The following is a 25,872-nucleotide window of genomic DNA, read 5'->3' on the forward strand; positions in this document are numbered from 1 at the left end:
AAACAATAAACAACCGGTTAAATAACGATCAGTGCGTAAACAAACAAAAGCATAGGTAAAGGTAATATAACGGTAAAAATAATGGCCTCACACCATTCGATTGTTGAATAAAACTTTCGCCACGGTTTATTTTCTTGTTTATTTGATTGTAAAGTCACAAAGAAGAAAATAAAACTTGCTACCACTAAGGTCTGTAAAGCCGCAAATAAAATAAATATAGCGAACCACACCAAGACAATAGGGGTGCTTTGTTCAATTTGCTTACTTAACATAAAAAATAGTGCAAACGAGAAACCGCTCCACGCTAATAGTTTCCAGCGATATGAAGAACAAGTAATGGCGATATTATTGAATAGTGCTGGTGTTAACCGATATTTCATATAAATTCTAAAAAATGATAATGATTAATAATTTTGTCACGCTTGCTGCGGGACTTGCAAGATTTAATAAATATTATCAATACATAGAACCTCTTTCTCTAAATAAATTTCATTACTTTTATAATTAACTCTTGTGATGAATTCGTGATAACTTCGTGAAACCTTCGTAATATTTGCTGCGCATACTGAATGTGAAATCATTTAGTCATCAAAGGAAAGTTATGAAATTTTTTAAAGTCGCATCAGCTATCGCATTAGCTTGTTCAAGTTCAGCATTAATGGCACAAACCATTGATATTCAAATTACTAACCTCACCCATGCACAACATTTTACGCCACGCTTAGTTATAGCCCATGATAATTCTGTTGATGCTTTTGAACCCGGTGTTGAAGCTACATCAGCATTAGCATGGCTTGCAGAAGCGGGTGTCATTGATGATGCGCAAAATGCTGCATCAGCAGGTCAAAACTTTGAAGCACTTTTAGGCCCTACAGATACCGATAATACAACGAATACATGGCACCGTTTTGGTGGTTTAGTCGCGCCATCAACGTCTTTAAGTTATGCCTTTGATACGATGGATAAGCCTTATCTTTCAATTTTATCTATGTTGATCCCAACGAATGATGCATTTGTTGGCTTAGACAGTATTAAAATTCCAACTACGCCAGGTACTTATACTTATATGTTGCACGCATATGATGCAGGTACAGAATTAAATGATGAATTAAACAGTATGCGTACTGATATTGTTGAACAAGGTGGTGCTGCACTTGGTGGTTACGGTGTTCCAGGTGTTGCAGGTGCAGGTGCTTCTCCAGTGCCATTAGGTGTTGGCGGAACAGGTGTTGCAGTAAAAGTTGGTTTTGCTGAAGATGGTAGTGCAATTGGTGCTAATGAAGTTGTTGATGGTACCGATGGTCCCGTACATATTCATAGAAATATTCTAGGCGATACAAGTCTTACCGATGGAGCAAGTGATTTGCAATCGACAGAGCATCGTTGGTTGAACCCTGTTGCCCGAGTAACCATTACTATCCCAGCATCTTAATTTAGGGAGAATAGAACATGAATATTAATAAAATAAGTTTAGTGTTATTGCCTCTTATTGCTGTATTAGCAACGGGTTGTGGCGGTGATGATGGAAGTAATGGTACAGCTGGTCAAGCCGGTGCTGCCGGTACTGCCGGTACTGCGGGTGTTGATGGAACTGATGGTACTAACGGTGCTGATGGTACTAATGGTACTAATGGTAATCTAGCTGTTTTCACTGTTCAGTTAACTAATTTAACCTACAGTCAGCCATTTTCACCTGCGGCGATTATTCTACATGAACCTGGCTACCATGCCTTTATCGATGGTGAAGCCGCCAGCCTTGGTTTAGAGCAGCTCGCTGAAGGTGGTGACCCTACTGAACTTCTTGCTGAAGCTTTAGCTGCAACGCAGTATTTAGATGCTACCACTACAGATGGTGCAACGGGACCTCGCTCTGTTGGTACAATGTCGACACTCGTTGTTCCATTACTTGACGTAGATAATTTAAGACTTAGTTTCACAACAATGTTAGTTGACACTAATGATGCGTTTACCGGTCTTAATGCGGCAGACATAAGTAATATGACCGTCGGACAATCAATGAGCTTTATGGCTCCTACATGGGACTCTGGCACTGAAGCTAATACTGAAACGGCAACGACTATGCCTGGTCCAGCAGCAGGTGCTGCAGGTGGCGGTGGAGCAAGTGCTGGTTTTGATGCAGCACGTGATGATCTTTTTGACTTAGTTCATTTCCATCGCGGTGTTGTCACTAATGCCAATGCTAATGATGAGAGTAAGGAAGGTTTAAGCACGTCGGTATTAACAGAAGCGGATCGCTGGGATAATCCAACGTCACGTATCATAGTAACTCGAACTCGATAAATTGGCTGGCGTCCTTACAGGCGTCGCTATTTCTACATTGCTAGTGATAGATAATAAAGTCAAAGAGTTGATAAAAAATAAAATAATAAATGTTTCGAAAGTATTTATGCCCGAGCAAGTTCTTATGCTCAGGCATAAAGAAAAATAATGCAGAACATATTGATGTTGTTGGTATTGGCTTAGGTGTATCGATGGAGAGTTAGCTTAATAATAGCTTAACTTGAATCGATGAGCTTTATAACTCCTGCTTGGCTACCTAATAATATTGATGAGCATTAAAATTGTCCCATAAAGTATATTCAATCAATAGTTGATGAACTTTTTTTCTTTGTGCTGTAATTCTTAATAATAAATAGAATAAAACGGAGCAAAGCATGGACACTATTTTAGTGGTTGAAGATGATCAAGATATTGCAGATTTAATGATTTTAAATTTACAAGAACTGTCATTAACGGTTGAACACTGCTTAACCGGAGAGCTAGCGTTGCAGAAACTTGTTGATAATAACTATGCTCTCGTTTTACTGGATGTGATGCTACCAGGAATTTCAGGTTTAGATGTTTGCCGACAACTACGCGAACAAAAACCAGAACAAGTGATCTTAATGATAACCTCTCGTGATAGTGAAATTGATCGTGTATTAGGGCTTGAATTGGGCGCAGACGATTATATGAGTAAGCCTTTTAGTGTGCGTGAATTACAAGCTAGGGTAAGAAGTCAGCTGCGACGTTTACACTTAGCGGCTCAGAGAGAGCAACAACACTCACAACAACAGCAACCAGAACAGCATTTAACAATAGGTGAATTGCAAATTAATAATACCACTCATCGAACGCTATTGGCTGGAAAAGAACTAGAGCTAACCTCCACTGAATTTGACTTACTCTTATTTTTGGCTTCTCATCCTGAGCAAGTGTTTTCTCGAGAACAGCTACTTAGTAATGTCTGGGGATACCACCATAGCGGTTATGAGCATACTGTAAATTCTCATATCAATCGCTTACGTAACAAAGTTGAAAGAAATGCCACTAAACCTGAAATTGTGCAAACAGTTTGGGGGGTGGGTTATAAATTTAATAAAAAAGGTGTTGCCGCATGAAACTGTCTTTATATCACCGTTTGTCTCTTTCTTTATTGGTGGTATTTATTGCAATTATTAGTGTTTTTTATATTTGGGCGCAACAGCTTGAGCAAAAAACAAGATATGAATCAGAGCAAAATTTACACTTATCTTTAGCTGCTAATCTAGCCAGAGACAACCCATTATTACAACAAGGTGTTTATGATCACCAAGCGTTGAAAAATTTATTTCATACCTTAATGGTTTTAGGCCCCGCCTTTGAATTTTATTTTGTTGACCCCGCAGGTAAAATTATAACCCATTCGATTACTCCAACATTAATTAAACGTACAAAAATTGATTTACTCCCACTTATTCAATTAACACAAAATCAAGCTGCGTTACCTATTTATGGCGATGATCCGCAACACATTTCTCGTAAAAAAATATTTTCTGCCGCGCCTGTTTTTAATGGCAGTAGTTTGCAAGGTTACTTATATGTCATTGTTACAGGAGAACGTTATGAATCTGCTTTTAAGCGATTGCAGCCGAGCAGGCAAGCCGAGCTTTCTATTCTGGCAATGTTTGGTGCTATGCTATTCTTTTTTGTAGTAATGTTAGGAATATTTGCTTATTTTACTCGCCCATTAAGACGCTTGAGTAGAGATATTAAAGCACTAAGAGCTGTTGGTTTTGACAAAAGTAAAGTGAATCTCGCTAAATGGATGCCTAACAGTCGTAATGAAGTACACCAACTGGGCGAAGCGTTTGAGCAAATGGTTAAACAAATTAATCAACAGTTTGGCATGTTACAAAAAAATGATGAGCATCGACGAGAGCTGTTGGCTGATATATCTCATGATTTACGAACACCACTGTCGTCTCTGCAAGGTTATATTGAAACCCTTGAATTAAAAAATGATCAGGTCACTAAAGAACAACGACAAAAATATATCGAAATAGCATTGAAAAACGCTCAACAATTGAAAGGGCTTATTGATCAAATATTTGAGTTAGCCCATCTTGAAAGTGGTCAAGTTTCTTTGAATCTTGAAGCGTTTAATTTAGCTGAACTTTTATATGATGTTGTTGCTAAATTTAGTTTGCAAACCTCAGCAAAGCATATAGAAATTAATATCGTACCTGAGTGTTCTTACACCCAAGTTCATAGTGATATTGGAAAATTAGAGCGGGTATTAAGTAATTTACTAGAAAATGCTATTCGTCATACTGCTGAGTTAGGAAAAATCACCTTATCTATTTCTGAGGTGGATAAAAACCACTGTCAATTAAATATTACGGATACGGGCACAGGTATTAAAGAAGATGAGCTGCCCTATATTTTTGATACGCGTTATCGTGCAAGTAATGCAGTGCAAGACAAGCAGAAGCATACTGGACTTGGGCTTGCTATCACTAAAAAACTATTGGAATTATTAAAATCTGATATAAAAGTAACGAGTACGTTAGGCGAAGGGACAACATTTTCTATTAATTTAAGTAAAGTTTCGTTATAAATTGAATTTTAACAGTCGAATTGTTTGGCAACATTCCTTAGAATACCTATTAGGATTTCATTTAAAAAATTTCACCTAAGGAAATATCGTGAATAACAAAGCTACCCTCTTATTAACACTTGCTGCGCTTATCGTTTTAGCAAGCTGTGCAAAATCTTCGACTGGACGTAATCAAATAACGCTTTTCTCAAGTTCAGATCTCAATAAAATGGGTGCCAGTTCGTTTGAACAAATGAAAGAAAAAGAAAAAATCAGTACCGATATTGCAGTAAATAATTACGTACAATGTGTCGCGAAAGCCATCACTAAAAACGTGCCTAAATCTGCTCATAAAGGAGAGTGGGAAGTTGTTGTTTTTGACTCTGAACAAGTCAATGCATTCGCTTTACCCGGCGGGAAAATTGGCGTTTATACGGGTATTTTAAAAGTTGCCGAAAATCAAAATCAACTTGGGGCAATTATTGGTCATGAAGTAGGGCATGTTATTGAAAGTCACTCTAATGAGAGGATGTCATCTAGTAAAATTTCTCAAACAGGTATGGCTGTTGTCGATACGGCCCTATCAGTTGGAAATGTTGAAAACCGCAACTTGTGGATGTCTGGTTTAGGCTTAGGGTTACAATACGGTATATTAATGCCCTATGGACGTACCCATGAAAGTGAAGCTGATATAGTTGGGCAAGACTTAATGGCAAAATCAGGATTTGAACCATCGGCAGCTATTAGTTTGTGGCAGAACATGGCTAAACTTTCAAATGGTTCACCACCAGAATTTATGTCAACACATCCATCAAATGAAACCCGTATTACTCAGTTAACAGAACATTTGCCGAAATCCCAAGCTTATTATAAGGCCAGTAACGCACCCAGTTGTAAAAAGCCAAAGAATATTTAAAGACTTATATAGAGTCTTTACGCTCAAATACAGCAGTAATTGATTCTTTTACCTCTACTTGAGAAACGTATTATAATTATATTGATGGCTGGCTTTAGTAACACTGCTACAAATGTTATTGATTTTTGTTTAAACAGTTAAATATCAGAACTTAACATGGTAAAATACGCTATAGTCATTGGAATATAGTTTAATGTAATCTTCTGTTTTTCCTATAAACGTAGTTAATGCAACCTAAGGATTTGCGTATTATGATAAGTGCTGAGCTGCACCCCGAAGAATTACAACGTATTGATGAATTACTCAGATACGAAGTATTAGACACTGAAGATGAAAAGATGCTCGATGAACTTACTCAGTTGGCTAGCGCCATTTGTGGTACTTCTATTTCTCTCATCTCTCTTGTCGACAAAGACCGCCAGTGGTTTAAATCTCGAGTAGGTCTTAATGCTCAGGAAACGCCAAGGAATATCGCTTTTTGTTCACATGCTATTTTACAAGATGACGTTTTTGAAGTACCTGATACCTTAGCGGATGAACGCTTTGTCGATAATCCATTGGTAACAGGTGCTCCAGATATTCGTTTTTATGCGGGAGCACCACTGGTCAGTACAAACGGCATGCCTATCGGCACCTTATGTGTTATTGATACAGTTCCCCATAAACTGGATGAAAAACAACAACTAGCATTAAACACTTTAGCAAAACAAGTGGTTAGCCAATTAGAACTAAGACTACGTAACCGTCAGTTAGAGCGGATGCAAGCAGATCAAGAAAAAATATTTGCTATTTTGTCTCATGATTTACGCTCTCCTTTTAATGGTATTTTAGGGTTATCAAAAATTTTGCATGAAAATGCAGACACTCTTGAGCCTGAGCTTATTGCTGAAATGGCCGATGGAATTTTAGAGTCGTCACTGACTTTTTATCAGCTACTAGACGAAATTTTGCAATGGTCGCGTAATCAATTAGGCGCCGTTCATGCGGAATTAAAAACGATAGCGTTAAAGCCACTGTTAATAGAAACGCTCGACTTGATGACAGAAAGTTTCAATTTAAAAAAAATCAGTATTAAACACAACATCAATGAAAATACTACTGTGATGGCGGACGTTAATTTAACAAAAACTATTATTCGTAATTTATTAGCAAACGCCATTAAATATACGCCAGAGCATGGCAGTATCGACATTGAAGCTAAATCTAGTGATGGCCAGGTTAAACTGGTTATAACAGATACTGGTGAAGGTGTTCCTCAAAATATACAAGACCAACTATTTAGTGATTGTGTTGCTAGTCAGTGCGGTACTCAAGGTGAATCAGGTCATGGCTTAGGATTAAGTTTATGTGGTGATTTTGCCCGCAAGCAGCAAGGTTATCTCTCTCTAGATAAAACCTATACTGGTGGTGCTAAATTAACCCTTAATTTTCCAAAAACTGCTGAATAATAATTAACTAAATGAATGACGGCTTTAGCATAGTATAAATATTGAAAAATAAAGACGTTTACCCAGGCCCCATCTAGGGGCTTTATTTTGCTAACTATTTAATAAGTTTAAGCCATTGGTTGTTTAAATAGTTTTTTGCCTTCGGTTAATAAATGTTGAACCGCTGGATGTTTGACTTTACGTTCGGGTGAGATCAAGTAGTAATGTTCGGTTATATCATTGGTTTTTCCGATAATGCTCACGTTAAACTGTTCCATAACGTGATCTTCAATAATTGTTGGGGCACAAAAAACACCATAACCCGCCTGACCAAAATACTTAGTTAATATCGAATCATCAAACTCTCCAATAATTAATGGCGAGATACTCAATTGATTAAACCAAGAAAGTACACTTAAACGTTGATTTGTACCTTCACCAGCAATGAAAAATGATTGTCCATCGAGTGAGTAAGGAAAGTTAGCCTGTAATTTATCAGCCAAATTATGGTGAGCAAAAAAGCTAAAACCGCTTTTTCCGATAGCATGGCTATATGCCTTTAACGGGGAAGTCGTAGGCAGGGGAGTATCAGTTAATATCGCGTCTAATTTATTTATCGCCAACTCTCCAAGTAATACCTCTAAACTCGTTTCCTTACAGATTAATTTTATCGAACTATCCATGGTATAAATTTGCTTTAGGAAATGAAAAGAAAATACTTTTGCTATCACATCTGTAACACCTATTGAAAAGCGGGAAGCAAAATCTGCTGAGTGATTTTTAAGTGAATAAAGTAATTCGTCTCCTAAACTAAAGATTTCTTCGCTATAACTATATGTCAAGCGTCCCATTTCGTTCAGCACTAAACGTTTCCCTTTTCGTTCAAATAACAGGTAGCCTAATTGATCTTCAAAAGTACTGAGTTGGGCACTCAACGTTTGCGGAGTTATATGAATAATTTTTGATGCTTGGGCAATACTGCCATGTTTTACTATCGCATTAAAATACTGTAGGTGGTGATAGTTTAGTTTGGCCATAATGTTCTCTTAATGATTTACCTATAGCTATTAAAAATAATAATCCTTAGATTTTTTGTCAACTTTTTTCTAATAAAGAAGTAACAACAAACAGCTTTTATTGTTTTACTTTCGGATTGTAAAATATCTAGAAAGATAAAACTGCTTAGGTTAGGATGGTTAAGCACTAAAGTTGGCTATTATTGTAGTTTTTGCCATTACTTGCAGAATATTAATACGAGTGGTTATCTGGAAAATTAATTGAATTAAGGGATTTTAACAATGAAGTTCACTAAAAATTTTATAGCTAAATTTATTTTCGTTGGTTTTTTATTAGCAAGTGGCTCAGTATTTGCCGACTTTAAGTCTGATATTATTAAATCGTGTAAAGCATACCAACAGGGTATAGACCGTAGTGAAATTAATCCATGCAAACTTTATATCGATGGGTTTATCGATTCATCTTTACTTTCAGAAAGTGCGGTAGTAAAACCAGAGGCGTTAATTGATAATCCTCGAGCGCCAGTCAGTGATTTTGTCAAAAGAGCCTACAATACTCGTGTTACAGCGAGGTCATCATTGACAGAGAAAGGCGGTGAACATGAGTTTTGCATTCCTCTTGAAGAAGACCGAAGGAAAGTGGTCTCTAAAGTAGCCAAGTCGATGAAAATAGATGACTTACAGACGAAATCTTTGAAAGAGGTATTATTTGAAGCGTTAGTTTCAGAATTTCCATGTTGATCATCAAGGCAGATAAATCGCTGTCTAGCGGCATGTAGAGCACTTCGCTACTTTGGTGTTTCACTTATCGATAATCACGTTATAACGTCTTATTTACTGTTGTTTAGTGCCGATAGCGCTATGTCGTTAACTTGGCATTTTTATTGTTGCCAACAAACTTGAATTATTGCTCAATAACCCGTAATGCTTAAAGGGCTGTTATATTAGCAGTTAGCTAATATTTAGTGAGTTGTGTAATTAAAAGTATGACAACTCTGCTTACCTTTTTCCTTCGCTTGGTACATAGCCGAATCAGCTTGTTGCATCAGTAATTCCGGTGAGCTAGTTTTATCTTTATTCCATGCCATTCCAACACTTGCGTGGCAATATAAAGATAACTTATCAATAATATAGGGTTCGTTCATTTTAGCTAAAATACGCTCGGTTACCTCATTAATTTCACTAATACAAACAACGTCTTTTAATATAATGGTAAATTCATCACCTCCTAAACGAGTCAATCACGCAAGAATCTAGAATAGAGTAACGAAAGCCTAATATTGGTAAGCTACTTAGTGATGCGCCAAAAAGCTATGCTGGCGACAACTAGCAAGATCATCGGATAAAAAGCACTTGATACCACTTCAATAGGTGATATTTTCAAGGTTGCTCCTAGCAGTAAAGCTTGCGCACCATAAGGCAGTAAACCTTGGTTAATACAAGCGTAAATATCTAATAAACTTGCCGAGTGTGCTGGGCTGACTTGTCCATCTTCTGCTAACTCTTTCGCTGTTTCACCAGTAACAATAATTGATACGGTATTATTTGCGGTAAAAAAGTTACAAGTAAATGCTAACGAAGCGATACCTAAACCGGCGGCACGTTTTTTATTGTTGGGGTTGAGCTTTCGCGCAAAGTGCTCAATTGCATGGGTTAGCGCGGCTAAGCCTCCTTGGCGTTTGATCAGTTCGCTTAAACCACCAATAAACAGCGAAAGAATGAAAATGTCTTGCATACTAGCAAAGCCAGCATTGATATCACTGACCCATGCCGATAATTGATAGCCATTGTCGTACATGCCTATTGCAGCCGCGAGGATAATACCAACAATTAATACGACAAACACATTAAGACCCATTAACGCTAACGTTAGTATGACCAAATAGGGTAATAAGCCAAGTACGTTAATATCTTGGGTTTGTTCATGCGGAATACTAATTCCCATTGAAGCATAAATAATGAGACATAAAATTGCCGCAGGTACGGCAAATTTAAAATTGACTTTAAATTTGTCTTTCATGTGCGCACCCTGACTGCGCGTCGATGCTATGGTGGTGTCAGATATTATTGATAAATTATCGCCAAAAATAGCGCCTGAAATAATACAGCCAGCAACAATTGAAGCGTCTAAATCAGCAGACTCTATAAAGCCTAATGCCACCGGCGCAATCGCAGCGATGGTGCCCATTGAAGTACCCATGGCGGTAGCAATAAAAGCCGCAACTAAAAATAAGCCTGGCAGTAATAAGTAATCAGGGAAAAAAGATAAACCTAGCTGAACGCTCGCATCAACACTCCCAGTTGTTTTGGCAACTGTTGCAAAAGCACCGGCGAGTAGATAAATAACACACATAGTAATAATGTTTGCGTGGCCAGCTCCAGAAATAAATTGGCTTACTTGATCATTAATACTGTCTTTACCTAAATATATAGCCACTAAGATGGCTGGAATAATAGCGATGCTGGCGGGGAGTTGATAAAAAGCAAACTCAACGCCTTGTAGGGTAAGGACAATACCGGTGCCCAGAAATAAACCAAGAAAAACCCCAAAAGGTAACAGGCTAAGTAAACGCTTCTCTGGAGAAGAAATAACGATATCTTTATTCATAAAATTTATCTTTAACATTAAGTTAACGCTAGTCTATCGTAAACTAAATCGATAGCAAAATAATAACGAAAGCATAGCCATAACCGGAAATTATATAAAATAACCAAATGTCTTAAGTTCAAGCTACAGACCAGTAGCTGTTTATGTTATCCTATCGCGAATTTTTATCTAATTGCCATTTTTACACAATAACTGTGTCGGCGAAAACATAAGGAATATCATGTCAGAGAATACATTTGAAACAATTGAGCAACGTGTAAGTTACGGCGTAGGTCGTCAATTAGGTGATCAATTACGTAATAACCCTTTTAAAGAGTTTGACGTATCTGCTGTACAAGCAGGTTTGGCCGATGCTATTGCTAATTCAGCAAGCCAAGTATCAGACGAAGATTTAAATGCCGCGTTTTCTGTTGTTTCTAAAAAAATGCAAGAGTTAGAGCAAGCCGCAGCTAAAGAAATGTCAGCTGAAGGCGAAAAATTCTTAGCTGAAAATGCTAAGCGTGATGAAGTAACTGTTACTGAATCTGGCCTTCAATATGAAGTTTTAGCAACAGGCGATGGCGAAAAGCCAACAGCAGCAAGCACAGTTCGTACTCATTATCATGGTACTTTCATCAATGGCGACATTTTTGATAGTTCTGTAGATCGCGGTCAACCTGCTGAATTCCCAATTGGTGGTGTTATCCCAGGTTGGACTGAAGCATTACAGTTAATGACCGAAGGTTCTAAGTGGCGTTTATACGTTCCTTACCATTTGGCATACGGTGAGCAAGGCTCACAAGGTGCTATACCACCTTATTCAACGTTAGTATTTGACGTTGAATTATTAGCAATTGTTAGCTAATTAGTTTTTAAAGCCCTCCGTTGAGGGCTTTTTTATGCCTGTATGTCGTGATGTCATAGATGGCAAAGAACGACGAATACGCTAAAATAATAAAATATAAACCCATAGTGATTAACCATAACAAAGCAATCAAGTAGGGATGTATGTTAGAGCAAGCACTGATCAAATTATTTAAAGATTATATTACTGCCTTTGAACATTGTGATTTAGAGGCAGCCCGCGCTTGTTATCATTTACCTTGTACATTACATACCCCAGATAAAATTGCTTATTTAGTGAATAGTGAAAGTTTCAATCAAGAGTTTAAAGATATCTTTACTGTTTTAACGCATGCAAAAACCCGAAAGATAATACCAACTACAGCAAGTTATAATTATGCAGATAATTCGTCTATCGATATATGTGTTGATTGGGCTTTCTTTGATGACAAAGATCAAGTTTTTGCTGATTTTACCGCATTTTTCCATGTAGTTAAGATAGATGAGCAGTTTAAAATAATGAGTGTGGTTTCACACGACTTATCCAATAGTATTGAATTAGCATTGCCATTAGCGTTAGTACGCTAAAGTAATCTAGTAGATAAAATAATTTTATAGAGATTAAAATGAAAGTAAAAGTAGCCATTTTAGGATGCAGCGGCCGTATGGGCCGTAACTTAATTCAAGCAGCCGTTGAGCATAAGTCTATTGAACTTGTTGGTGGTACGGTTCGAGCGTCTTCATCGTTTGTTAATTTTGACTTAGGCGAACTCGCCGGTATTGGTGCTATTGGCCAAAAAACAGCAACTAACTTAAACGACTTACTCGATGCTGATGTTTTTATTGACTTTACGGCTATTCAAACCACTTTAGACAACCTAAAATGGTGTCAACAACATCATAAAGCTCTCGTTATTGGTACCACGGGCTTCAGTGACGAGCAAGTGAGTATTATTGAAAAAGCAGGCGAACTTATGCCGGTGATTTTAGCGCCAAATACTAGTGTCGGTGTTAATTTAATGTTTAAGCTACTAGAAGTTACCGCAAAAGCAATTGGTGACTATACTGATATAGAAATATTTGAAGCACACCACAGATTTAAGAAAGATGCTCCATCAGGTACAGCAGTAAAAATGGGGCAAGTTATAGCAGACACTTTAGGTAGAGACTTAAATAAAGTGGCTGTTTATGGTCGCGAAGGTATCACAGGAGAACGTGATAAAGAAACCATAGGTTTTGCGACAGTAAGAGCTGGAGATATCGTTGGAGAGCACACCGCTTTTTTTGCTGATATTGGTGAACGGTTAGAAATCACCCATCGCGCAAGTTCAAGAATGACTTTCGCATTAGGTGCTATGAGAGCCGCATTCTGGTTAAGTGAAGCAGATAATGGTTTTTATGATATGCAAGATGTTTTAGGCTTGAAGTAATTTATTTTTAGAGAAAACAGTTACTTTTGGCTGTTTTAACTGAATATTCAATTAAACGCTTAGTTTTTACAATTATCGCTAGACGAACATGTGATACAAGCGTAAAATAAGTGGATTTTGTCAAAAATTTAGTAGTTCTGTTAGTAATAACGAAATTTTTGGCATTTTTTATGGGTGTTTCATTAGGAAACAGCCGACACGTAATTTGTACTTAATGATGTTTTTTAGTTGCATCGTTAAGCTTCTTTCTTCTTTACGGAGGTTAAATTGACTAAATCTGCCATTTTAGTGCTTGAAGACGGCACTGTATTTAAAGGCACCGCTATTGGTGCAGACGGAGCGGCTGTTGGTGAAGTAGTATTCAATACTTCAATGACCGGTTACCAAGAAATTCTTACCGACCCATCATATGCAGAGCAAATTATTACCCTAACTTACCCGCATATTGGTAATACAGGTACCAACAGTGAAGATGAAGAATCAAACACTATTTGGGCAAAAGGTTTAGTTATTCGTGACTTACCGCTATTAGCGAGTAATTTTCGAAATGAACAGAATTTAAGCGACTACCTAAAGGCACGTAATGTTTTAGGTATTGCTGATATTGATACGCGTAAACTAACACGTATTCTTCGGGAGAAAGGTGCTCAAAACGGTTGCATCATGACCATAGACACAATGTCTGAGGCTGCAGAAACAGACGCTTTAGCTCAAGCAAAAGCATTTCCAGGTCTTAAAGGCATGGATTTAGCCAAAGTTGTTTCAACCAAAGAACAATATCAATGGACAGAAGGTAGCTGGGAATTAGGAAAAGGTCACATTACCCCTGAAAACTCGAAGTTTCATGTAGTTGCTTACGATTTTGGTGCCAAACGCAATATTTTGCGCATGTTAGTAGACCGTGGTTGTAAGGTAACAGTAGTGCCAGCACAAACACCAGCCGCTGATGTTTTAGCAATGAATCCAGATGGCATATTCTTATCAAATGGCCCAGGCGATCCAGAGCCTTGTGATTATGCGATTTCTGCTATTCAATCATTTTTAGAAACACAAACGCCAATCTTTGGTATTTGTTTAGGTCATCAACTTCTTGGCTTAGCCAGTGGAGCAGGTACCATTAAAATGAAATTTGGTCATCACGGTGGCAATCACCCCGTGAAAGACTTTGAACGTAATGTCGTGATGATAACTGCGCAGAACCATGGTTTTGCGATTGATGAAAATAAAATGCCCGCGAATTTGAAAGTAACGCATGTGTCATTATTTGACCAATCAATTCAAGGTGTACATCGCACCGATAAGCCTGCATTTAGTTTTCAAGGTCATCCTGAAGCAAGTCCTGGTCCTGCAGATGCGGCACCATTATTTGATCATTTTATCGATTTAATGAACGAAGCCAAAGCTTAGCCCTTAAACAAGATATAGAGAGAACTGAAAAATGCCAAAACGTACCGATTTAAAAAGTATCTTGATCTTAGGCGCTGGCCCAATTGTTATTGGTCAAGCATGTGAATTCGATTATTCAGGCGCACAAGCCTGTAAAGCACTTCGTGAAGAAGGCTACCGAGTTATTTTAGTTAACTCAAACCCTGCAACTATCATGACAGACCCTGAAATGGCCGATGCAACTTACATTGAGCCTATTCACTGGGAAGTTGTGCGCAAGATCATTGAAAAAGAACGTCCTTGTGCGGTTTTACCGACTATGGGTGGGCAAACCGCTTTAAACTGTGCTTTAGAACTTGAAGCAAAAGGCGTATTAAAAGAATTTAATGTTGAAATGATCGGCGCAACAGCTGATGCGATTGATAAAGCTGAAGATCGTTCTCGTTTCGATAAAGCTATGAAAGCAATCGGCTTAGATACGCCAAATGCTGAAATTGTTCATACGATTGAAGAAGCACACGCCGCTAGTAAAGTTTTAGGCTTTCCTTGTATCATTCGACCTTCATTTACTATGGGGGGTACCGGTGGTGGTATCGCTTATAACCGCGAAGAGTTCCATGAAATTTGTACTCGGGGATTAGATCTCTCGCCAACCTCTGAATTATTGATTGATGAATCATTAATTGGTTGGAAAGAGTATGAGATGGAAGTGGTTCGCGACAAAAATGATAACTGTATTATTATTTGTTCGATTGAAAACTTTGACCCTATGGGTATTCATACCGGTGATTCTATTACGGTTGCTCCAGCGCAGACGTTAACTGATAAAGAATACCAAATCATGCGTAATGCATCGATTGCGGTTTTACGTGAAATTGGCGTAGAAACAGGCGGGTCCAATGTACAGTTTGGTATTTGTCCTAAAACTGGCCGCATGGTTATTATCGAGATGAACCCACGTGTTTCACGTTCATCAGCACTTGCTTCAAAAGCAACAGGTTTCCCAATTGCTAAGATTGCTGCAAAATTAGCGGTCGGTTATACGCTTGATGAATTAACTAACGATATTACCGGCGGCGCAACTCCAGCGTCATTTGAACCGACTATTGATTATGTTGTTACTAAGATTCCACGTTTTAATTTTGAAAAATTTGCTGGCTGTGAAGACCGTCTAACCACGCAAATGAAATCAGTTGGCGAAGTAATGGCCATTGGCCGTAACCAACAAGAATCATTACAAAAAGCGTTACGTGGCTTAGAAGTTGGCGTAAATGGTTTTGACTCTATGGTTGATGTTACTCAGCCGGGCGCTAAAACTAAAATTATGCACGAACTTCAAGAAGCTGGCGCTGACCGTATTTGGTATATCGCTGATGCGTTTCGCTTAGGTTTATCAGTTGATGATATTTATCGCTTAACTATGGTCGACCGTTGGTTCCTTATTCAAATCGAAGATATCGTTTTAGAAGAAGCTAAAGTTGCTGCCGGCGGTTTAAAAATATTAACCGCCGACTATTTACGTAAACTTAAACGTAAAGGTTTTGCTGATTCTCGCCTTGCCGATTTAATTGGTATAGCCGAAGCTGAAGTGCGTAAAAAACGTCATAAAGCTAATATTTTTCCGGTATACAAACGTGTTGATACCTGTGCGGCTGAATTTAGTTCAGATACAGCTTACATGTATTCAACCTACGATGAAGAGTGTGAAGCAAACCCAACCGATAAAGAATCAATTATGATTTTAGGTGGCGGTCCAAACCGTATCGGTCAAGGTATTGAATTTGATTACTGTTGTGTACATGCGGCATTAGCATTACGCGAAGACGGTTATGAAACTATCATGGTCAATTGTAACCCTGAAACTGTTTCAACCGATTACGACACCTCAGACCGTTTATATTTTGAATCTATCACTTTTGAAGATGTTCTTGAAATTGTTCGTATCGAAAAACCTAAAGGCGTTATTGTGCAATACGGTGGTCAAACACCGCTTAAATTAGCGCGTGCTTTAGAAGCAGCCGGAGTGCCTATTATTGGCACCTCTCCTGATGCAATTGATAGAGCAGAAGATAGAGAGCGTTTTCAACAAGCCGTTGAACGCTTAGGTTTATTACAACCAGAAAATGCGACGGTGACTTCATTAGAAGAAGCAATGGCTAAAGCTGAAGGTATTGGCTTTCCGTTAGTTGTTCGTCCATCTTATGTTTTAGGTGGTCGTGCGATGGAAATTGTTTATGACCTAGATGATTTACGTCGATACATGACAGAAGCTGTTAGTGTTTCAAATGATTCACCAGTCTTGCTTGACCATTTTCTTGATGATGCGATTGAAGTCGATATCGACGTTGTTTGTGATGGTACTGACGTTGTTGTTGGCGGTATTATGCAACACATTGAACAAGCGGGTGTTCACTCAGGTGACTCAGCATGTTCATTGCCAGCTTATAGCTTAAGCCAAGAAGTCCAAGATGTTATGCGTAAGCAGGTTACCGACTTAGCATTTGAGTTAGGTGTTATTGGCTTAATGAACACACAAATGGCGGTTAAAGATAACGAAGTTTACATTATTGAAGTAAACCCTCGTGCTGCACGTACCATACCGTTTGTTTCTAAAGCGACATCTGTGCCACTAGCTAAAATTGGCGCACGTGTCATGGCTGGCAAGTCACTAAGAGAACAAGGGATAACGAAAGAAATTATTCCTCCATACTTTTCAGTGAAAGAAGTGGTTATTCCGTTTAACAAGTTTCACGGTAGTGATCCTTTGGTTGGTCCTGAAATGCGCTCTACGGGTGAAGTGATGGGCGTTGGCAAGACATTTGAAGAAGCATACGCAAAAGCTTGTTTAGGTGCTGGTGTATCTGTGCCTAAATCAGGTCGTGCGTTAATCTCTGTTCGTAACAGTGATAAAGTACGTGTGGTTGATTTAGCGAAACAGTTGGTCGCTTTAGGTTATGACGTCGATGCTACTCATGGCACAGCGATTATCCTAGGTGAAGCTAATATTCCATGTCGCTTAGTTAATAAGGTACAAGAAGGTCGTCCGCATATTCTTGATAGAATCAAAAATGGTGAATATAGCTATATTATTAACACCACAGAAGGTCGTAAAGCGATTGAAGATTCTAAAGTCTTGCGTGGAGGAGCATTGCGCTATAAAGTGGCATACACGACTACTTTGAACGCAGCATTTGCAACATGCCAATCTCATGCAGCTGATGATAGAAATACGGTAACATCAATACAAGAATTGCATAAGCAATGTAATTAATATTGAAGTATGTAAGGCATTTATTTATTATGAGATAAATGCTTTATAAAAAATTGTTATATAAGGGTGGTTATACTTTTTAAGTAAGCCACCTTTATCATTTAAAAAGAAGAGAGAAATGACAAAATATCCAATGACACTTCTTGGTGCTGAACAGCTGAAAGAAGAGCTTAGAGTTTTAAAAACAGAAAAACGCCCACGTATTGTTAAAGATATCGCTGTTGCCCGTGAACATGGTGATTTAAAAGAAAATGCAGAATACCATGCGGCTAAAGAAGAGCAGGGCTTTTGTGAAGGCCGAATTCAAGATATTGAAGGTCGACTGTGTAATGCTCAAGTTATCGATATCACTAAGATACCCAATCATGGCAAAGTGCTTTTTGGTACAACAGTTACCTTATTAAACATTGAAACCGAAGTTGAAGTCACTTATAAAATTGTTGGCGATGATGAAGCAGACTTTAAAACCGGTCGTATTTCATTAAACTCACCGATTGCCCGTGGTTTAATTGGTAAAGAAGTTGATTCTGAAGTTGAAATCACCATACCTGGTGGCGTTGTTGAATATGAGATTGTTTCAGTCGAATATATTTAATATACAGCTAGAGTAAACCCAGTTACAAGAGACCAAGCCCATTATGAAAATAATGGGCTTTTTTATGTTAAGCCCTGTTATGTCAGTATCAAAGTAACGAGATATTAATGTCGTCATACTGAATTAATTTCAGTATCTAAGTAACGAGATCCTGAAACGAGTTCAGGATGACGGAGTTTTTGTTATCTACAAAAAAGCAATACTTCAGTATTAAGGTGAGAGAGCTCAGGTTTAGAGTAATATTTATGTCAGTATCTAAGTAACGAGATCTTAAAGTCGTCATGCTGAACTGGTTTCAGTATCTCTGTGACTAGATCCTAAGTTCGTCATGCTGAATTTATTTCAGTATCTAAGTGACTAGATCCTGAAACGAGTTCAGGATGACGGAGTTTTTGTTGTTTACAAAAAAGCAGTACCTCAATGTTAAGGTGAGAGAGCTCAGGTTTAGAATAATATTTATGTCTCTATCTAAGTAACAAGATCTTAATGTCGTCATGCTGAATTTATTTCAGTATCTAAGTGACCAGATCCTGAAACCAGTTCAGGATGACGGAGTTTTTGTTGTCTACAAAAAAGCAGTACTTCAGTATTAAGGTGAGGAGCTCAGGTTTAGAATAATATTTATGTCAGTATCTAAGTGACGAGATCTTAAAGTCGTCATGCTGAATTTATTTCAGTATCTAAGTGACCAGATCCTGAAACGAGTTCAGGATGACGGAGTTTTTGTTATCTACAACAAAGCATGAATAATTCCAATCGTGTCAATAACAAAGAAAGATGATGTTTATAAAACGATTACTATTAATTGTTATCAACTTTTCGTAGTATTTAATGAATGAAGAATATAGGTTTTATGAGCTGATTTATCGTGGAGATAATATGAAAAAAGTAGCATTTGTTGGTTTAGGCGTTATGGGCTATCCAATGGCCGGACATTTACAAAAGGCAGGCTTTGATGTTTGCGTTTATAACCGTACGACTGCGAAGGCAGAACAATGGGTGCAAGAGTTTGGTGGCAGTTTAGCTCAAAGTCCAAGAGAAGCCGCCCAAGGTTGCGAGATCGTCTTTTCCTGTGTTGGTAATGACAATGATGTTAGGCAAGTTGTTTTGGGGGATGACGGTATATTCGCTGGCTTAGCTGTTGGCGCTATTTTGGTCGATCACACTACCGCTTCAGCAGAGCTGGCAAGAGATCTTGATGCACTAGCAAAATTGCAAAAAAAGCACTTTATTGATGCACCCGTATCCGGTGGCCAAGCAGGCGCAGAGAATGGTGTATTAACGGTTATGGCCGGTGGTGACTTGACTATTTTTGAACAGATAAAGCCAGTCATGGATGCTTATGCCCGCTTTAGTCAATTAATGGGGCAGGTAGGCTCGGGTCAGTTAGCTAAGATGGTTAATCAAATATGTTTTGTAAACACCGTACAAGGCTTAGCAGAGGGCCTTAACTTTGCCCAGAAGGCAGGTCTTGATACTGATAAGCTAATAGAGACCATTTCTAAAGGTGCAGCAGGTTCATGGCAAATGGATAATCGTGGTAAAACGATGTGTGCCCGAGAATTTGATTTTGGCTTTGCCGTCGATTGGGTGAGAAAAGATTTAGCTATGGCGTTCAGTGAAGCAGAAAAGATCGGCGCTGACTTAACCATTACTAAACAATTAGACAGTTATTATGAAGAGGTACAGAAAAAAGGCGGCAGCCGTTGGGATACATCTAGCTTGATCGCTCGTCTAGATGATTAACAAGTTAACTTGCTAGCCGTCTGACAATTAAGATAGCCAAAAAATGTATTAGTATATTTAACGTCTTAAATTTAGCGTAAAAAAAGCCTGCATATAACTGCAGGCTTATCTTATGTGGCTCCTTAGCTCTTTCTTTGACTCTTTCTTTAGCTCTTTCTTTAGCTATGGACTTGAACCAGGGAGAAACGCTGACTTTATATGAGCACAGTCCGTTGCTCTGCCAACTGAGCTATTGAGCTTTCTCAGATCATTAAATTTAGTGTAAAAAAAAGCCTGCAAATATTTGCAGGCTTATCTTATGTGGCTCCTCAACCTGGACTTGAACCAGGGACAAACGGATTAACAGTCCGTTGCTCTACCAACTGAGCTATTGAGGAATTGTTCTTTATGTAGTTGCCTTTAATAATGAAAAGCGACTATTTTTATTCACTACTATCAATTAATTGAAGTAGTCATTCAAATAAAAAAAAGCCTGCAAATAATTGCAGGCTTATCTTATGTGGCTCCTCAACCTGGACTTGAACCAGGGACAAACGGATTAACAGTCCGTTGCTCTACCAACTGAGCTATTGAGGAATTGTTCTTTTCTAAAGCCGCTTTAAAATTCAAAGCCACTCATCTTAATTTGGCTCCTCAACCTGGACTTGAACCAGGGACAAACGGATTAACAGTCCGTTGCTCTACCAACTGAGCTATTGAGGAATTGTTTTGTTTGCCAAGGGTCTTGGCTAACGGGGCGAGATATTAAATGTCCGTGGCGGAACTGTCAACACAAAATGTAGAAATAAATCATTATTTTGTTTGTTTGCTTATTTTGTCGACACTCAGTCTGCTTTATCTTCAAGTTCAGTGCTTTTTTTACACTTGGGCTATATAAGTTACTATTACACAAAGTTATCCACTGAATCTGTGGATAACTTTGTGAGTTAAAGTGTAAAAAAGCGTAACTTGGGTGAAGAATGCACGTTACAGCTAAATGGCTATATAAAGATGATTTGTCTTTTTATATTTATAACAGTGACTTAGCTAGTTTTGTTGTCTACTTTACTATCTTAGTGTGATTTTTGTTCAACGTCAGTTTTTATACCCATTTGCAGTGAGTTATACAAAAGTAAAGATATTTCAACGTTATTATTTATTTCTTTTTAACATTAAATTTATATAAAAAATTAAAATGAAGTTGAAATAAAATATATACATAGCGAGTCTTATCACTATCTTTTACAATACTTTGCTATTCTCCTGCAAAGACAAGCAAAAGCTACCTTTAAATGACCGAAATAAATAAAAAGAAAAAAATCAATTTACTCGAAGACCCTGTTGCAGAAACCATTAAACGTATGACTATACCTATGATATACGGTATGGTTTTGTTAATGACTTTTAACTTGGTTGATACTTTTTTCGTTGGTTTACTCGGTACACAACCTCTCGCAGCAATCAGCTTTACCTTTCCTATTACCTTTACCGTGATCAGTTTAACCATAGGTTTGGGTATTGGCACATCAGCTGTTATTGCCAAAGCTTTAGGTAAAGGTAATGATGATTCTGCAAAAAACTCAGGCACAGCAGCGATATATTTAGCGGCAATAATTGTCGGTATTATATCTTGTGTTGGTTATTATTTTATTGATGAAACCTTTTTATTACTGGGAGCGAGTGAAAGTTTATTACCGCTTATTCATCAATACATGGATATCTGGTTTATTGGCAGTATTTGTTTAATTGGACCTATGATAGGTAACGCTATTTTAAGAGCATCCGGTGATACCAAAACGCCAAGCATAATTATGGGCAGTGCCGGTTTAATTAATGCGATATTAGATCCTATTTTTATTTTTGGATTAGGTCCTATACCGGCCATGGGAATACAAGGTGCGGCTATTGCGACGCTAATCTCTTGGGTTTTTGGACTCTTATTGGTTTTATATATTGTTGGTATCAAGCGACAATTAATTCACACTACGCTGTTACCTTTGAAAACATTTATTGCGTCGAGTCGAGGTATTTTACATATCGGTTTACCAGCAGCGGGGGCTAATATGCTTACGCCAATAGCCGCTGCTATTTTAACCGCTATTGTAGCAAATTATGGTGAGTCGGCTGTTGCAGCCTTTGGTGTTGGCTCTCGTATTGAATCTATAGCTTGTTTAGTTGTGCTGGCTATGTCGATGACTTTACCTCCTTTTATTAGCCAAAATTTTGGTGCTGGTAATATGCATAGGGTTGAGACAAGCTATAAAGCATCAACAAAGTTTATCATGGTATTACAATTACTTATTTATTTTCTACTGGTGTTAATTGCGCCATTTATCGCTGATGTTTTCTCTAAAGAACAAGCGGTAGCAGATATTATTGTACTTTTTATTTGGATACTTCCCTTAGGTTATGGTTTTCAAGGCGTCATTATTTTAACTAATTCTTCTTTTAATGCACTTCATAAGCCGTTAGTCGCATTAGTGCTTAGCGCTATCCGACTTTTTGTTTGTTATGTGCCTTTAGCCTATTTAGGCAGTGTTTATTATGGTCTTGAAGGATTTTTCATTGGTGGAGTCTTTGGCAATTTTATTATGGCGATAATTTCATACCGTTTATTTGATAAACAATTTCCGCATGAACTTACCCAAGCAAAGGATTTTTCTTAATGAAATCAATGGATTTAAAGTCAGATTACACCCCTAATGGTGACCAACCAGCAGCGATTAAACAGTTAGTTGATGGTATTGGAGATGGCTTAGCGCATCAAACGCTATTAGGTGTTACTGGCTCAGGAAAAACTTTTACTATTGCCAATGTTGTTGCGACCTTAAATCGTCCGACAATGATGATTGCCCCCAATAAAACCCTTGCTGCACAACTTTATAGTGAGATGAAAGAGTTCTTTCCAAATAATGCGGTCGAATACTTTGTTTCTTATTATGATTATTATCAACCAGAAGCTTACGTGCCAACAACAGATACTTTTATAGAGAAGGACGCCTCTGTAAACGAACATATCGAACAAATGCGCTTGTCGGCTACTAAGGCCTTGCTAGAGCGTAGAGATGTTATCATTATCGCTTCAGTGTCTGCTATTTATGGTTTGGGTGACCCCGACTCGTATTTAAAGATGATGCTACACATTAGTGTTGGCGATATTATCAACCAGCGCGATATTTTACGACGCTTAGCTGAATTACAGTACAAGCGTAACGATGTCGCTTTCCAACGGGCAACTTATCGGGTGCGCGGTGATGTTATTGACATATTTCCTGCTGAATCAGATCGTTTGGCATTACGTGTTGAATTGTTCGACGAAGAAATAGAACGTTTGTCGATGTTCGATCCGCTGACTGGACAAGTTGACCGCACGCTAGATCGAGTAACCGTATACCCTAAAACACATTACGCGACCCCAAGAGATAAAATTTTATCAGCAATAGATAAAATTAAAATCGAGTTAAAAGAGCGAGCAACTTTTTTAAAGGATAATAACCGCTTAATTGAAGAGCAACGCATCGTGCAACGTACTCAATTCGATATTGAAATGATGACAGAGCTGGGTTATTGCTCGGGTATTGAAAATTATTCTCGTTACTTATCAGGGCGTGGGGAAGGGGAAGCACCACCGACTTTATTTGATTATTTACCTGACGATGGTTTATTAATTATTGATGAATCGCATGTAACCGTGCCGCAAATAGGTGCTATGTATAAAGGCGATCGTTCTCGTAAAGAAAACCTAGTGAACTATGGCTTTCGTTTGCCATCTGCATTGGATAACCGTCCAATGAAGTTTGATGAGTTTGAAGCGTTAGCGCCACAAACTATTTATGTTTCAGCGACACCGAGTAATTACGAGATTGAAAAGTCAGGTAATGAAATTGCTCAGCAATTAGTTCGTCCAACAGGATTACTTGATCCTATCATCGAAGTTCGTCCAGTCGAAACACAAGTAGATGACTTATTATCAGAAATTCGAAAACGTGTCGTGATACAAGAGCGTGTTTTAGCGACCACGCTAACCAAGCGAATGGCAGAAGATCTTACTGATTACTTAGATGAACATAATGTAAAAGCCCGTTATTTACATTCTGACATTGATACCGTCGAGCGTGTTGAAATTATTCGTGACTTTCGTTTAGGTAAGTTTGATGTGCTCGTTGGTATTAACTTATTACGTGAAGGTTTAGATATGCCAGAAGTCTCCTTAGTGGCGATTTTAGATGCAGATAAAGAGGGGTTTTTACGCTCAGAGCGTTCACTTATTCAAACGATTGGACGTGCTGCCCGTAATATTAATGGTCGAGCTATTTTATATGCGGCGAAGATCACTGGCTCTATGAAAAAAGCGATTGATGAAACTGAACGAAGACGTGAGATGCAACATCAATACAACCTTGATAATAACATTACGCCTCGGGGAGTCATTAGCAAAATTAGTGATGCACTTCATAATGGTACGGTATCTTCAAGTAACACCTTATTAAATGTAGCTGAGCAAGCTTCAGATTATAAAATATTATCAATTAAAGATATTGATAAAAAAATTAAGCAGCTTGAAAGTGAAATGCTTAACCATGCTCAAAATCTAGAGTTTGAACAAGCTGCTAATTTACGTGATGAAGTGGCAAAATTAAGAGAACAGCAGCTATCTCGTTAAATAGATTTGTCATCACTTAAGCTCAAACATCATATATTGGCTGATGATGTTTGAGACGGACTCACAATTGCAATATGGCAAGTGGCTAATGTCATTGATTATTTTATCTTGAATATCTAAAGGAAACAGCATTAGCTGTTCAAGATAAAGATGTGCTTGAACTTCGTTATTATTATTAACGAAGTCCACCAGTCGACTTGCATGATTCTTCCAAATAACACTCATATACATTACCTCTGAAACTTAAATAACTTTATGCTCCTTTATTAATAAGCCAATCTAACGGTGATTAATGGTATGAGACGATGATCTTACCCCATTAAGCTCAGTTTAAGTTTAGAGTATCTCAGCGGAAGGGTTATATGTTTTAGGAATTAAAACCCTTTGTTTGCAACCTTGTTTTATAAGTAAGAGGTACTTTAGCGCTAACTATTTGATGTTTGATGATATTTAAAATTTTATGATCGCTGTAGACATCTCTATTAAGGTCAATTTAAATTTCCCTTAGGCGTTTTTATCTCAACAAACGACCCTTTACCGTTTTGTAAAGGGTGTTTTACTCTATCGTAGACAATAAAAAACCAGTCTAGTGACTGGTTTTTTTAATTTTACCTAGTGGTAAATATATACGCTATATAGGCCTATGGTTTAGTTGGACCTGCACCACTACGACTTACTGCGTTAGATACTCTTGCCATTTTACCCGATGAAGCATGCTTGACACGATCTTCACTAGCAATGAAGTCCGTAGGAACTTCATTCATGGTGGTAATTGATTCTGTTTTAGTCATTGGCGCAGATGATTTACCTGGCTTACTACCTTTACTAGAAACTTTCCCTGCCTTTGAGCTCACTTTAGGGCTTGGTTTTCTTGAAATAACGCGCTTTGGCTTTTCAACTGCAGTTTCAACTTCTTGCTCTGCAACTTGAGGTTCATCAAAAGGTAAATCTTGTTGAACTTCTGCTTTGCTTGTTTCAACCACTGTTGTCTCAACTACTGTTGTCTCAACCGTAGTTGTTGCTACAACAGTAGTTTCAACTGCTGGCTTTTCAGCTACCGGTGTATCAACCGTGGTCGTTTCAACGATCGTTGTTTCAACTAACGGTGTGGTAACAACCGTGGTTTCAACAACAGGTGCTTCAACTACAGGCGCT

At 38.1% G+C, this 25,872-nt stretch carries 20 protein-coding genes, 3 tRNA genes and 1 pseudogene; 16 read left to right on the forward strand and 8 right to left on the reverse strand.

Annotation, left to right across the window (positions count from 1 at the left end; translation table 11 throughout):
- Nucleotides 1–17: 17 nt before the first annotated feature.
- Complete coding sequence (locus H4J70_RS14530) at nucleotides 18–380, reverse strand: hypothetical protein (RefSeq protein ID WP_182175749.1); 363 nt, start codon at nucleotides 378–380, stop codon at nucleotides 18–20.
- Nucleotides 381–601: 221 nt separating this feature from the next.
- Between H4J70_RS14530 and H4J70_RS14535 the strand changes: the two genes are divergently transcribed.
- The 6 genes from H4J70_RS14535 (at nucleotide 602) to H4J70_RS14560 (ending at nucleotide 7,222) form a co-directional block, all read left to right on the forward strand.
- The gene (locus tag H4J70_RS14535; RefSeq protein ID WP_182216303.1) at nucleotides 602–1,432 is read left to right on the forward strand and encodes a spondin domain-containing protein; all 831 of its coding nucleotides are present in this window, start codon (nucleotides 602–604) and stop codon (nucleotides 1,430–1,432) included.
- 17 nt (nucleotides 1,433–1,449) lie between these two features.
- A complete protein-coding gene (locus tag H4J70_RS14540; RefSeq protein ID WP_182216301.1) occupies nucleotides 1,450–2,301 on the forward strand; it encodes a spondin domain-containing protein in 852 nt (283 codons plus the stop codon).
- A 374-nt stretch (nucleotides 2,302–2,675) separates the two neighbouring features.
- Entirely contained in the window at nucleotides 2,676–3,401 is a 726-nt protein-coding gene (locus H4J70_RS14545) for a response regulator transcription factor (RefSeq protein ID WP_182216299.1), read from the forward strand.
- The gene (locus H4J70_RS14550; protein ID WP_182216297.1) at nucleotides 3,398–4,879 is read left to right on the forward strand and encodes a HAMP domain-containing sensor histidine kinase; all 1,482 of its coding nucleotides are present in this window, start codon (nucleotides 3,398–3,400) and stop codon (nucleotides 4,877–4,879) included. The genes H4J70_RS14545 and H4J70_RS14550 overlap by 4 nt, the downstream gene beginning before the upstream one ends.
- 88 nt (nucleotides 4,880–4,967) lie before the next feature.
- On the forward strand, nucleotides 4,968–5,774 hold the full coding sequence (locus H4J70_RS14555) for a M48 family metallopeptidase (protein WP_310733599.1): 807 nt from the start codon (nucleotides 4,968–4,970) through the stop codon (nucleotides 5,772–5,774).
- A 251-nt stretch (nucleotides 5,775–6,025) separates the two neighbouring features.
- Nucleotides 6,026–7,222: a GAF domain-containing sensor histidine kinase gene (locus tag H4J70_RS14560; RefSeq protein ID WP_182222357.1), complete on the forward strand. Its 1,197-nt coding sequence runs from the start codon at nucleotides 6,026–6,028 to the stop codon at nucleotides 7,220–7,222.
- Nucleotides 7,223–7,329: 107 nt separating this feature from the next.
- Here the strand turns inward: H4J70_RS14560 and nhaR are convergent, their stop codons facing one another.
- The gene (nhaR, locus tag H4J70_RS14565; RefSeq protein ID WP_182216294.1) at nucleotides 7,330–8,238 is read right to left on the reverse strand and encodes a transcriptional activator NhaR; all 909 of its coding nucleotides are present in this window, start codon (nucleotides 8,236–8,238) and stop codon (nucleotides 7,330–7,332) included.
- A gap of 261 nt (nucleotides 8,239–8,499) precedes the next feature.
- Here nhaR and H4J70_RS14570 point away from each other — a divergent pair, with 261 nt between their 5' ends.
- The gene (locus H4J70_RS14570) at nucleotides 8,500–8,958 is read left to right on the forward strand and encodes a Rap1a/Tai family immunity protein (RefSeq protein ID WP_182216292.1); all 459 of its coding nucleotides are present in this window, start codon (nucleotides 8,500–8,502) and stop codon (nucleotides 8,956–8,958) included.
- Between the two features lie 221 nt (nucleotides 8,959–9,179).
- Here the strand turns inward: H4J70_RS14570 and H4J70_RS14575 are convergent, their stop codons facing one another.
- On the reverse strand, nucleotides 9,180–9,458 hold the full coding sequence (locus H4J70_RS14575; RefSeq protein ID WP_182222356.1) for a diguanylate cyclase domain-containing protein: 279 nt from the start codon (nucleotides 9,456–9,458) through the stop codon (nucleotides 9,180–9,182).
- A gap of 47 nt (nucleotides 9,459–9,505) precedes the next feature.
- Nucleotides 9,506–10,825 (reverse strand): Na+/H+ antiporter NhaC family protein, encoded by a 1,320-nt coding sequence (locus H4J70_RS14580; protein ID WP_182222355.1) that lies wholly within the window; start codon nucleotides 10,823–10,825, stop codon nucleotides 9,506–9,508.
- A 220-nt stretch (nucleotides 10,826–11,045) separates the two neighbouring features.
- Between H4J70_RS14580 and H4J70_RS14585 the strand changes: the two genes are divergently transcribed.
- The 7 genes from H4J70_RS14585 to H4J70_RS14615 all read left to right on the forward strand — a co-directional run bounded on the left by H4J70_RS14585 (nucleotide 11,046) and on the right by H4J70_RS14615 (nucleotide 20,075).
- Nucleotides 11,046–11,669 carry an FKBP-type peptidyl-prolyl cis-trans isomerase gene (locus tag H4J70_RS14585; RefSeq protein WP_182216286.1) on the forward strand — a complete coding sequence of 208 codons (624 nt, stop codon included), beginning with the start codon at nucleotides 11,046–11,048 and terminating at the stop codon, nucleotides 11,667–11,669.
- 143 nt (nucleotides 11,670–11,812) lie between these two features.
- The gene (locus tag H4J70_RS14590; RefSeq protein ID WP_182222354.1) at nucleotides 11,813–12,235 is read left to right on the forward strand and encodes a hypothetical protein; all 423 of its coding nucleotides are present in this window, start codon (nucleotides 11,813–11,815) and stop codon (nucleotides 12,233–12,235) included.
- A 38-nt stretch (nucleotides 12,236–12,273) separates the two neighbouring features.
- Entirely contained in the window at nucleotides 12,274–13,077 is an 804-nt protein-coding gene (dapB, locus tag H4J70_RS14595; protein WP_182216282.1) for a 4-hydroxy-tetrahydrodipicolinate reductase, read from the forward strand.
- Between the two features lie 267 nt (nucleotides 13,078–13,344).
- Nucleotides 13,345–14,484, forward strand: coding sequence for a glutamine-hydrolyzing carbamoyl-phosphate synthase small subunit (carA, locus tag H4J70_RS14600; protein ID WP_182241928.1), 1,140 nt, complete (start codon nucleotides 13,345–13,347; stop codon nucleotides 14,482–14,484).
- Between the two features lie 31 nt (nucleotides 14,485–14,515).
- Complete coding sequence (gene carB, locus H4J70_RS14605; protein ID WP_182251327.1) at nucleotides 14,516–17,734, forward strand: carbamoyl-phosphate synthase large subunit; 3,219 nt, start codon at nucleotides 14,516–14,518, stop codon at nucleotides 17,732–17,734.
- A gap of 118 nt (nucleotides 17,735–17,852) precedes the next feature.
- The gene (gene greA / locus H4J70_RS14610) at nucleotides 17,853–18,329 is read left to right on the forward strand and encodes a transcription elongation factor GreA (protein WP_070376488.1); all 477 of its coding nucleotides are present in this window, start codon (nucleotides 17,853–17,855) and stop codon (nucleotides 18,327–18,329) included.
- Nucleotides 18,330–19,208: 879 nt separating this feature from the next.
- Complete coding sequence (locus H4J70_RS14615; RefSeq protein WP_182251328.1) at nucleotides 19,209–20,075, forward strand: NAD(P)-dependent oxidoreductase; 867 nt, start codon at nucleotides 19,209–19,211, stop codon at nucleotides 20,073–20,075.
- A gap of 301 nt (nucleotides 20,076–20,376) precedes the next feature.
- Here H4J70_RS14615 and H4J70_RS14620 read toward each other — a convergent pair.
- From H4J70_RS14620 to H4J70_RS14630, 3 genes are all read right to left on the reverse strand, one after another.
- A tRNA-Asn gene (locus H4J70_RS14620) sits at nucleotides 20,377–20,452 on the reverse strand.
- 123 nt (nucleotides 20,453–20,575) lie between these two features.
- Nucleotides 20,576–20,651 (reverse strand) — tRNA-Asn (locus H4J70_RS14625).
- A 50-nt stretch (nucleotides 20,652–20,701) separates the two neighbouring features.
- A tRNA-Asn gene (locus tag H4J70_RS14630) sits at nucleotides 20,702–20,777 on the reverse strand.
- 569 nt (nucleotides 20,778–21,346) lie between these two features.
- Here H4J70_RS14630 and H4J70_RS14635 point away from each other — a divergent pair.
- Nucleotides 21,347–22,720 carry an MATE family efflux transporter gene (locus H4J70_RS14635; RefSeq protein ID WP_182251329.1) on the forward strand — a complete coding sequence of 458 codons (1,374 nt, stop codon included), beginning with the start codon at nucleotides 21,347–21,349 and terminating at the stop codon, nucleotides 22,718–22,720.
- Nucleotides 22,720–24,717, forward strand: a complete 1,998-nt coding sequence (gene uvrB / locus H4J70_RS14640; protein ID WP_182175759.1) for an excinuclease ABC subunit UvrB — start codon at nucleotides 22,720–22,722, stop codon at nucleotides 24,715–24,717. The genes H4J70_RS14635 and uvrB overlap by 1 nt, the downstream gene beginning before the upstream one ends.
- A 641-nt stretch (nucleotides 24,718–25,358) precedes the next feature.
- Here the strand turns inward: uvrB and H4J70_RS14645 are convergent.
- Nucleotides 25,359–25,872, reverse strand: a pseudogene (locus H4J70_RS14645) (hypothetical protein); the annotation flags it as partial.

It is taken from the genome of Colwellia sp. BRX8-9, assembly GCF_014077245.1.
GTDB lineage: Bacteria > Pseudomonadota > Gammaproteobacteria > Enterobacterales > Alteromonadaceae > Colwellia_A.

Excerpts from the sequence above, each read along its gene's own strand:
- H4J70_RS14530 (WP_182175749.1), bottom strand. The coding sequence starts at position 380 with ATGAAATATCGGTTAACACCAGCACTATTCAATAATATCGCCATTACT.
- H4J70_RS14535 (WP_182216303.1), top strand. The coding sequence starts at position 602 with ATGAAATTTTTTAAAGTCGCATCAGCTATCGCATTAGCTTGTTCAAGT.
- H4J70_RS14540 (WP_182216301.1), top strand. The coding sequence starts at position 1,450 with ATGAATATTAATAAAATAAGTTTAGTGTTATTGCCTCTTATTGCTGTA.
- H4J70_RS14545 (WP_182216299.1), top strand. The coding sequence starts at position 2,676 with ATGGACACTATTTTAGTGGTTGAAGATGATCAAGATATTGCAGATTTA.
- H4J70_RS14550 (WP_182216297.1), top strand. The coding sequence starts at position 3,398 with ATGAAACTGTCTTTATATCACCGTTTGTCTCTTTCTTTATTGGTGGTA.
- H4J70_RS14560 (WP_182222357.1), top strand. The coding sequence starts at position 6,026 with ATGATAAGTGCTGAGCTGCACCCCGAAGAATTACAACGTATTGATGAA.
- nhaR (WP_182216294.1), bottom strand. The coding sequence starts at position 8,238 with ATGGCCAAACTAAACTATCACCACCTACAGTATTTTAATGCGATAGTA.
- H4J70_RS14570 (WP_182216292.1), top strand. The coding sequence starts at position 8,500 with ATGAAGTTCACTAAAAATTTTATAGCTAAATTTATTTTCGTTGGTTTT.
- H4J70_RS14580 (WP_182222355.1), bottom strand. The coding sequence starts at position 10,825 with ATGAATAAAGATATCGTTATTTCTTCTCCAGAGAAGCGTTTACTTAGC.
- H4J70_RS14585 (WP_182216286.1), top strand. The coding sequence starts at position 11,046 with ATGTCAGAGAATACATTTGAAACAATTGAGCAACGTGTAAGTTACGGC.
- H4J70_RS14590 (WP_182222354.1), top strand. The coding sequence starts at position 11,813 with ATGTTAGAGCAAGCACTGATCAAATTATTTAAAGATTATATTACTGCC.
- dapB (WP_182216282.1), top strand. The coding sequence starts at position 12,274 with ATGAAAGTAAAAGTAGCCATTTTAGGATGCAGCGGCCGTATGGGCCGT.
- carB (WP_182251327.1), top strand. The coding sequence starts at position 14,516 with ATGCCAAAACGTACCGATTTAAAAAGTATCTTGATCTTAGGCGCTGGC.
- greA (WP_070376488.1), top strand. The coding sequence starts at position 17,853 with ATGACAAAATATCCAATGACACTTCTTGGTGCTGAACAGCTGAAAGAA.
- H4J70_RS14615 (WP_182251328.1), top strand. The coding sequence starts at position 19,209 with ATGAAAAAAGTAGCATTTGTTGGTTTAGGCGTTATGGGCTATCCAATG.
- H4J70_RS14635 (WP_182251329.1), top strand. The coding sequence starts at position 21,347 with ATGACCGAAATAAATAAAAAGAAAAAAATCAATTTACTCGAAGACCCT.
- uvrB (WP_182175759.1), top strand. The coding sequence starts at position 22,720 with ATGAAATCAATGGATTTAAAGTCAGATTACACCCCTAATGGTGACCAA.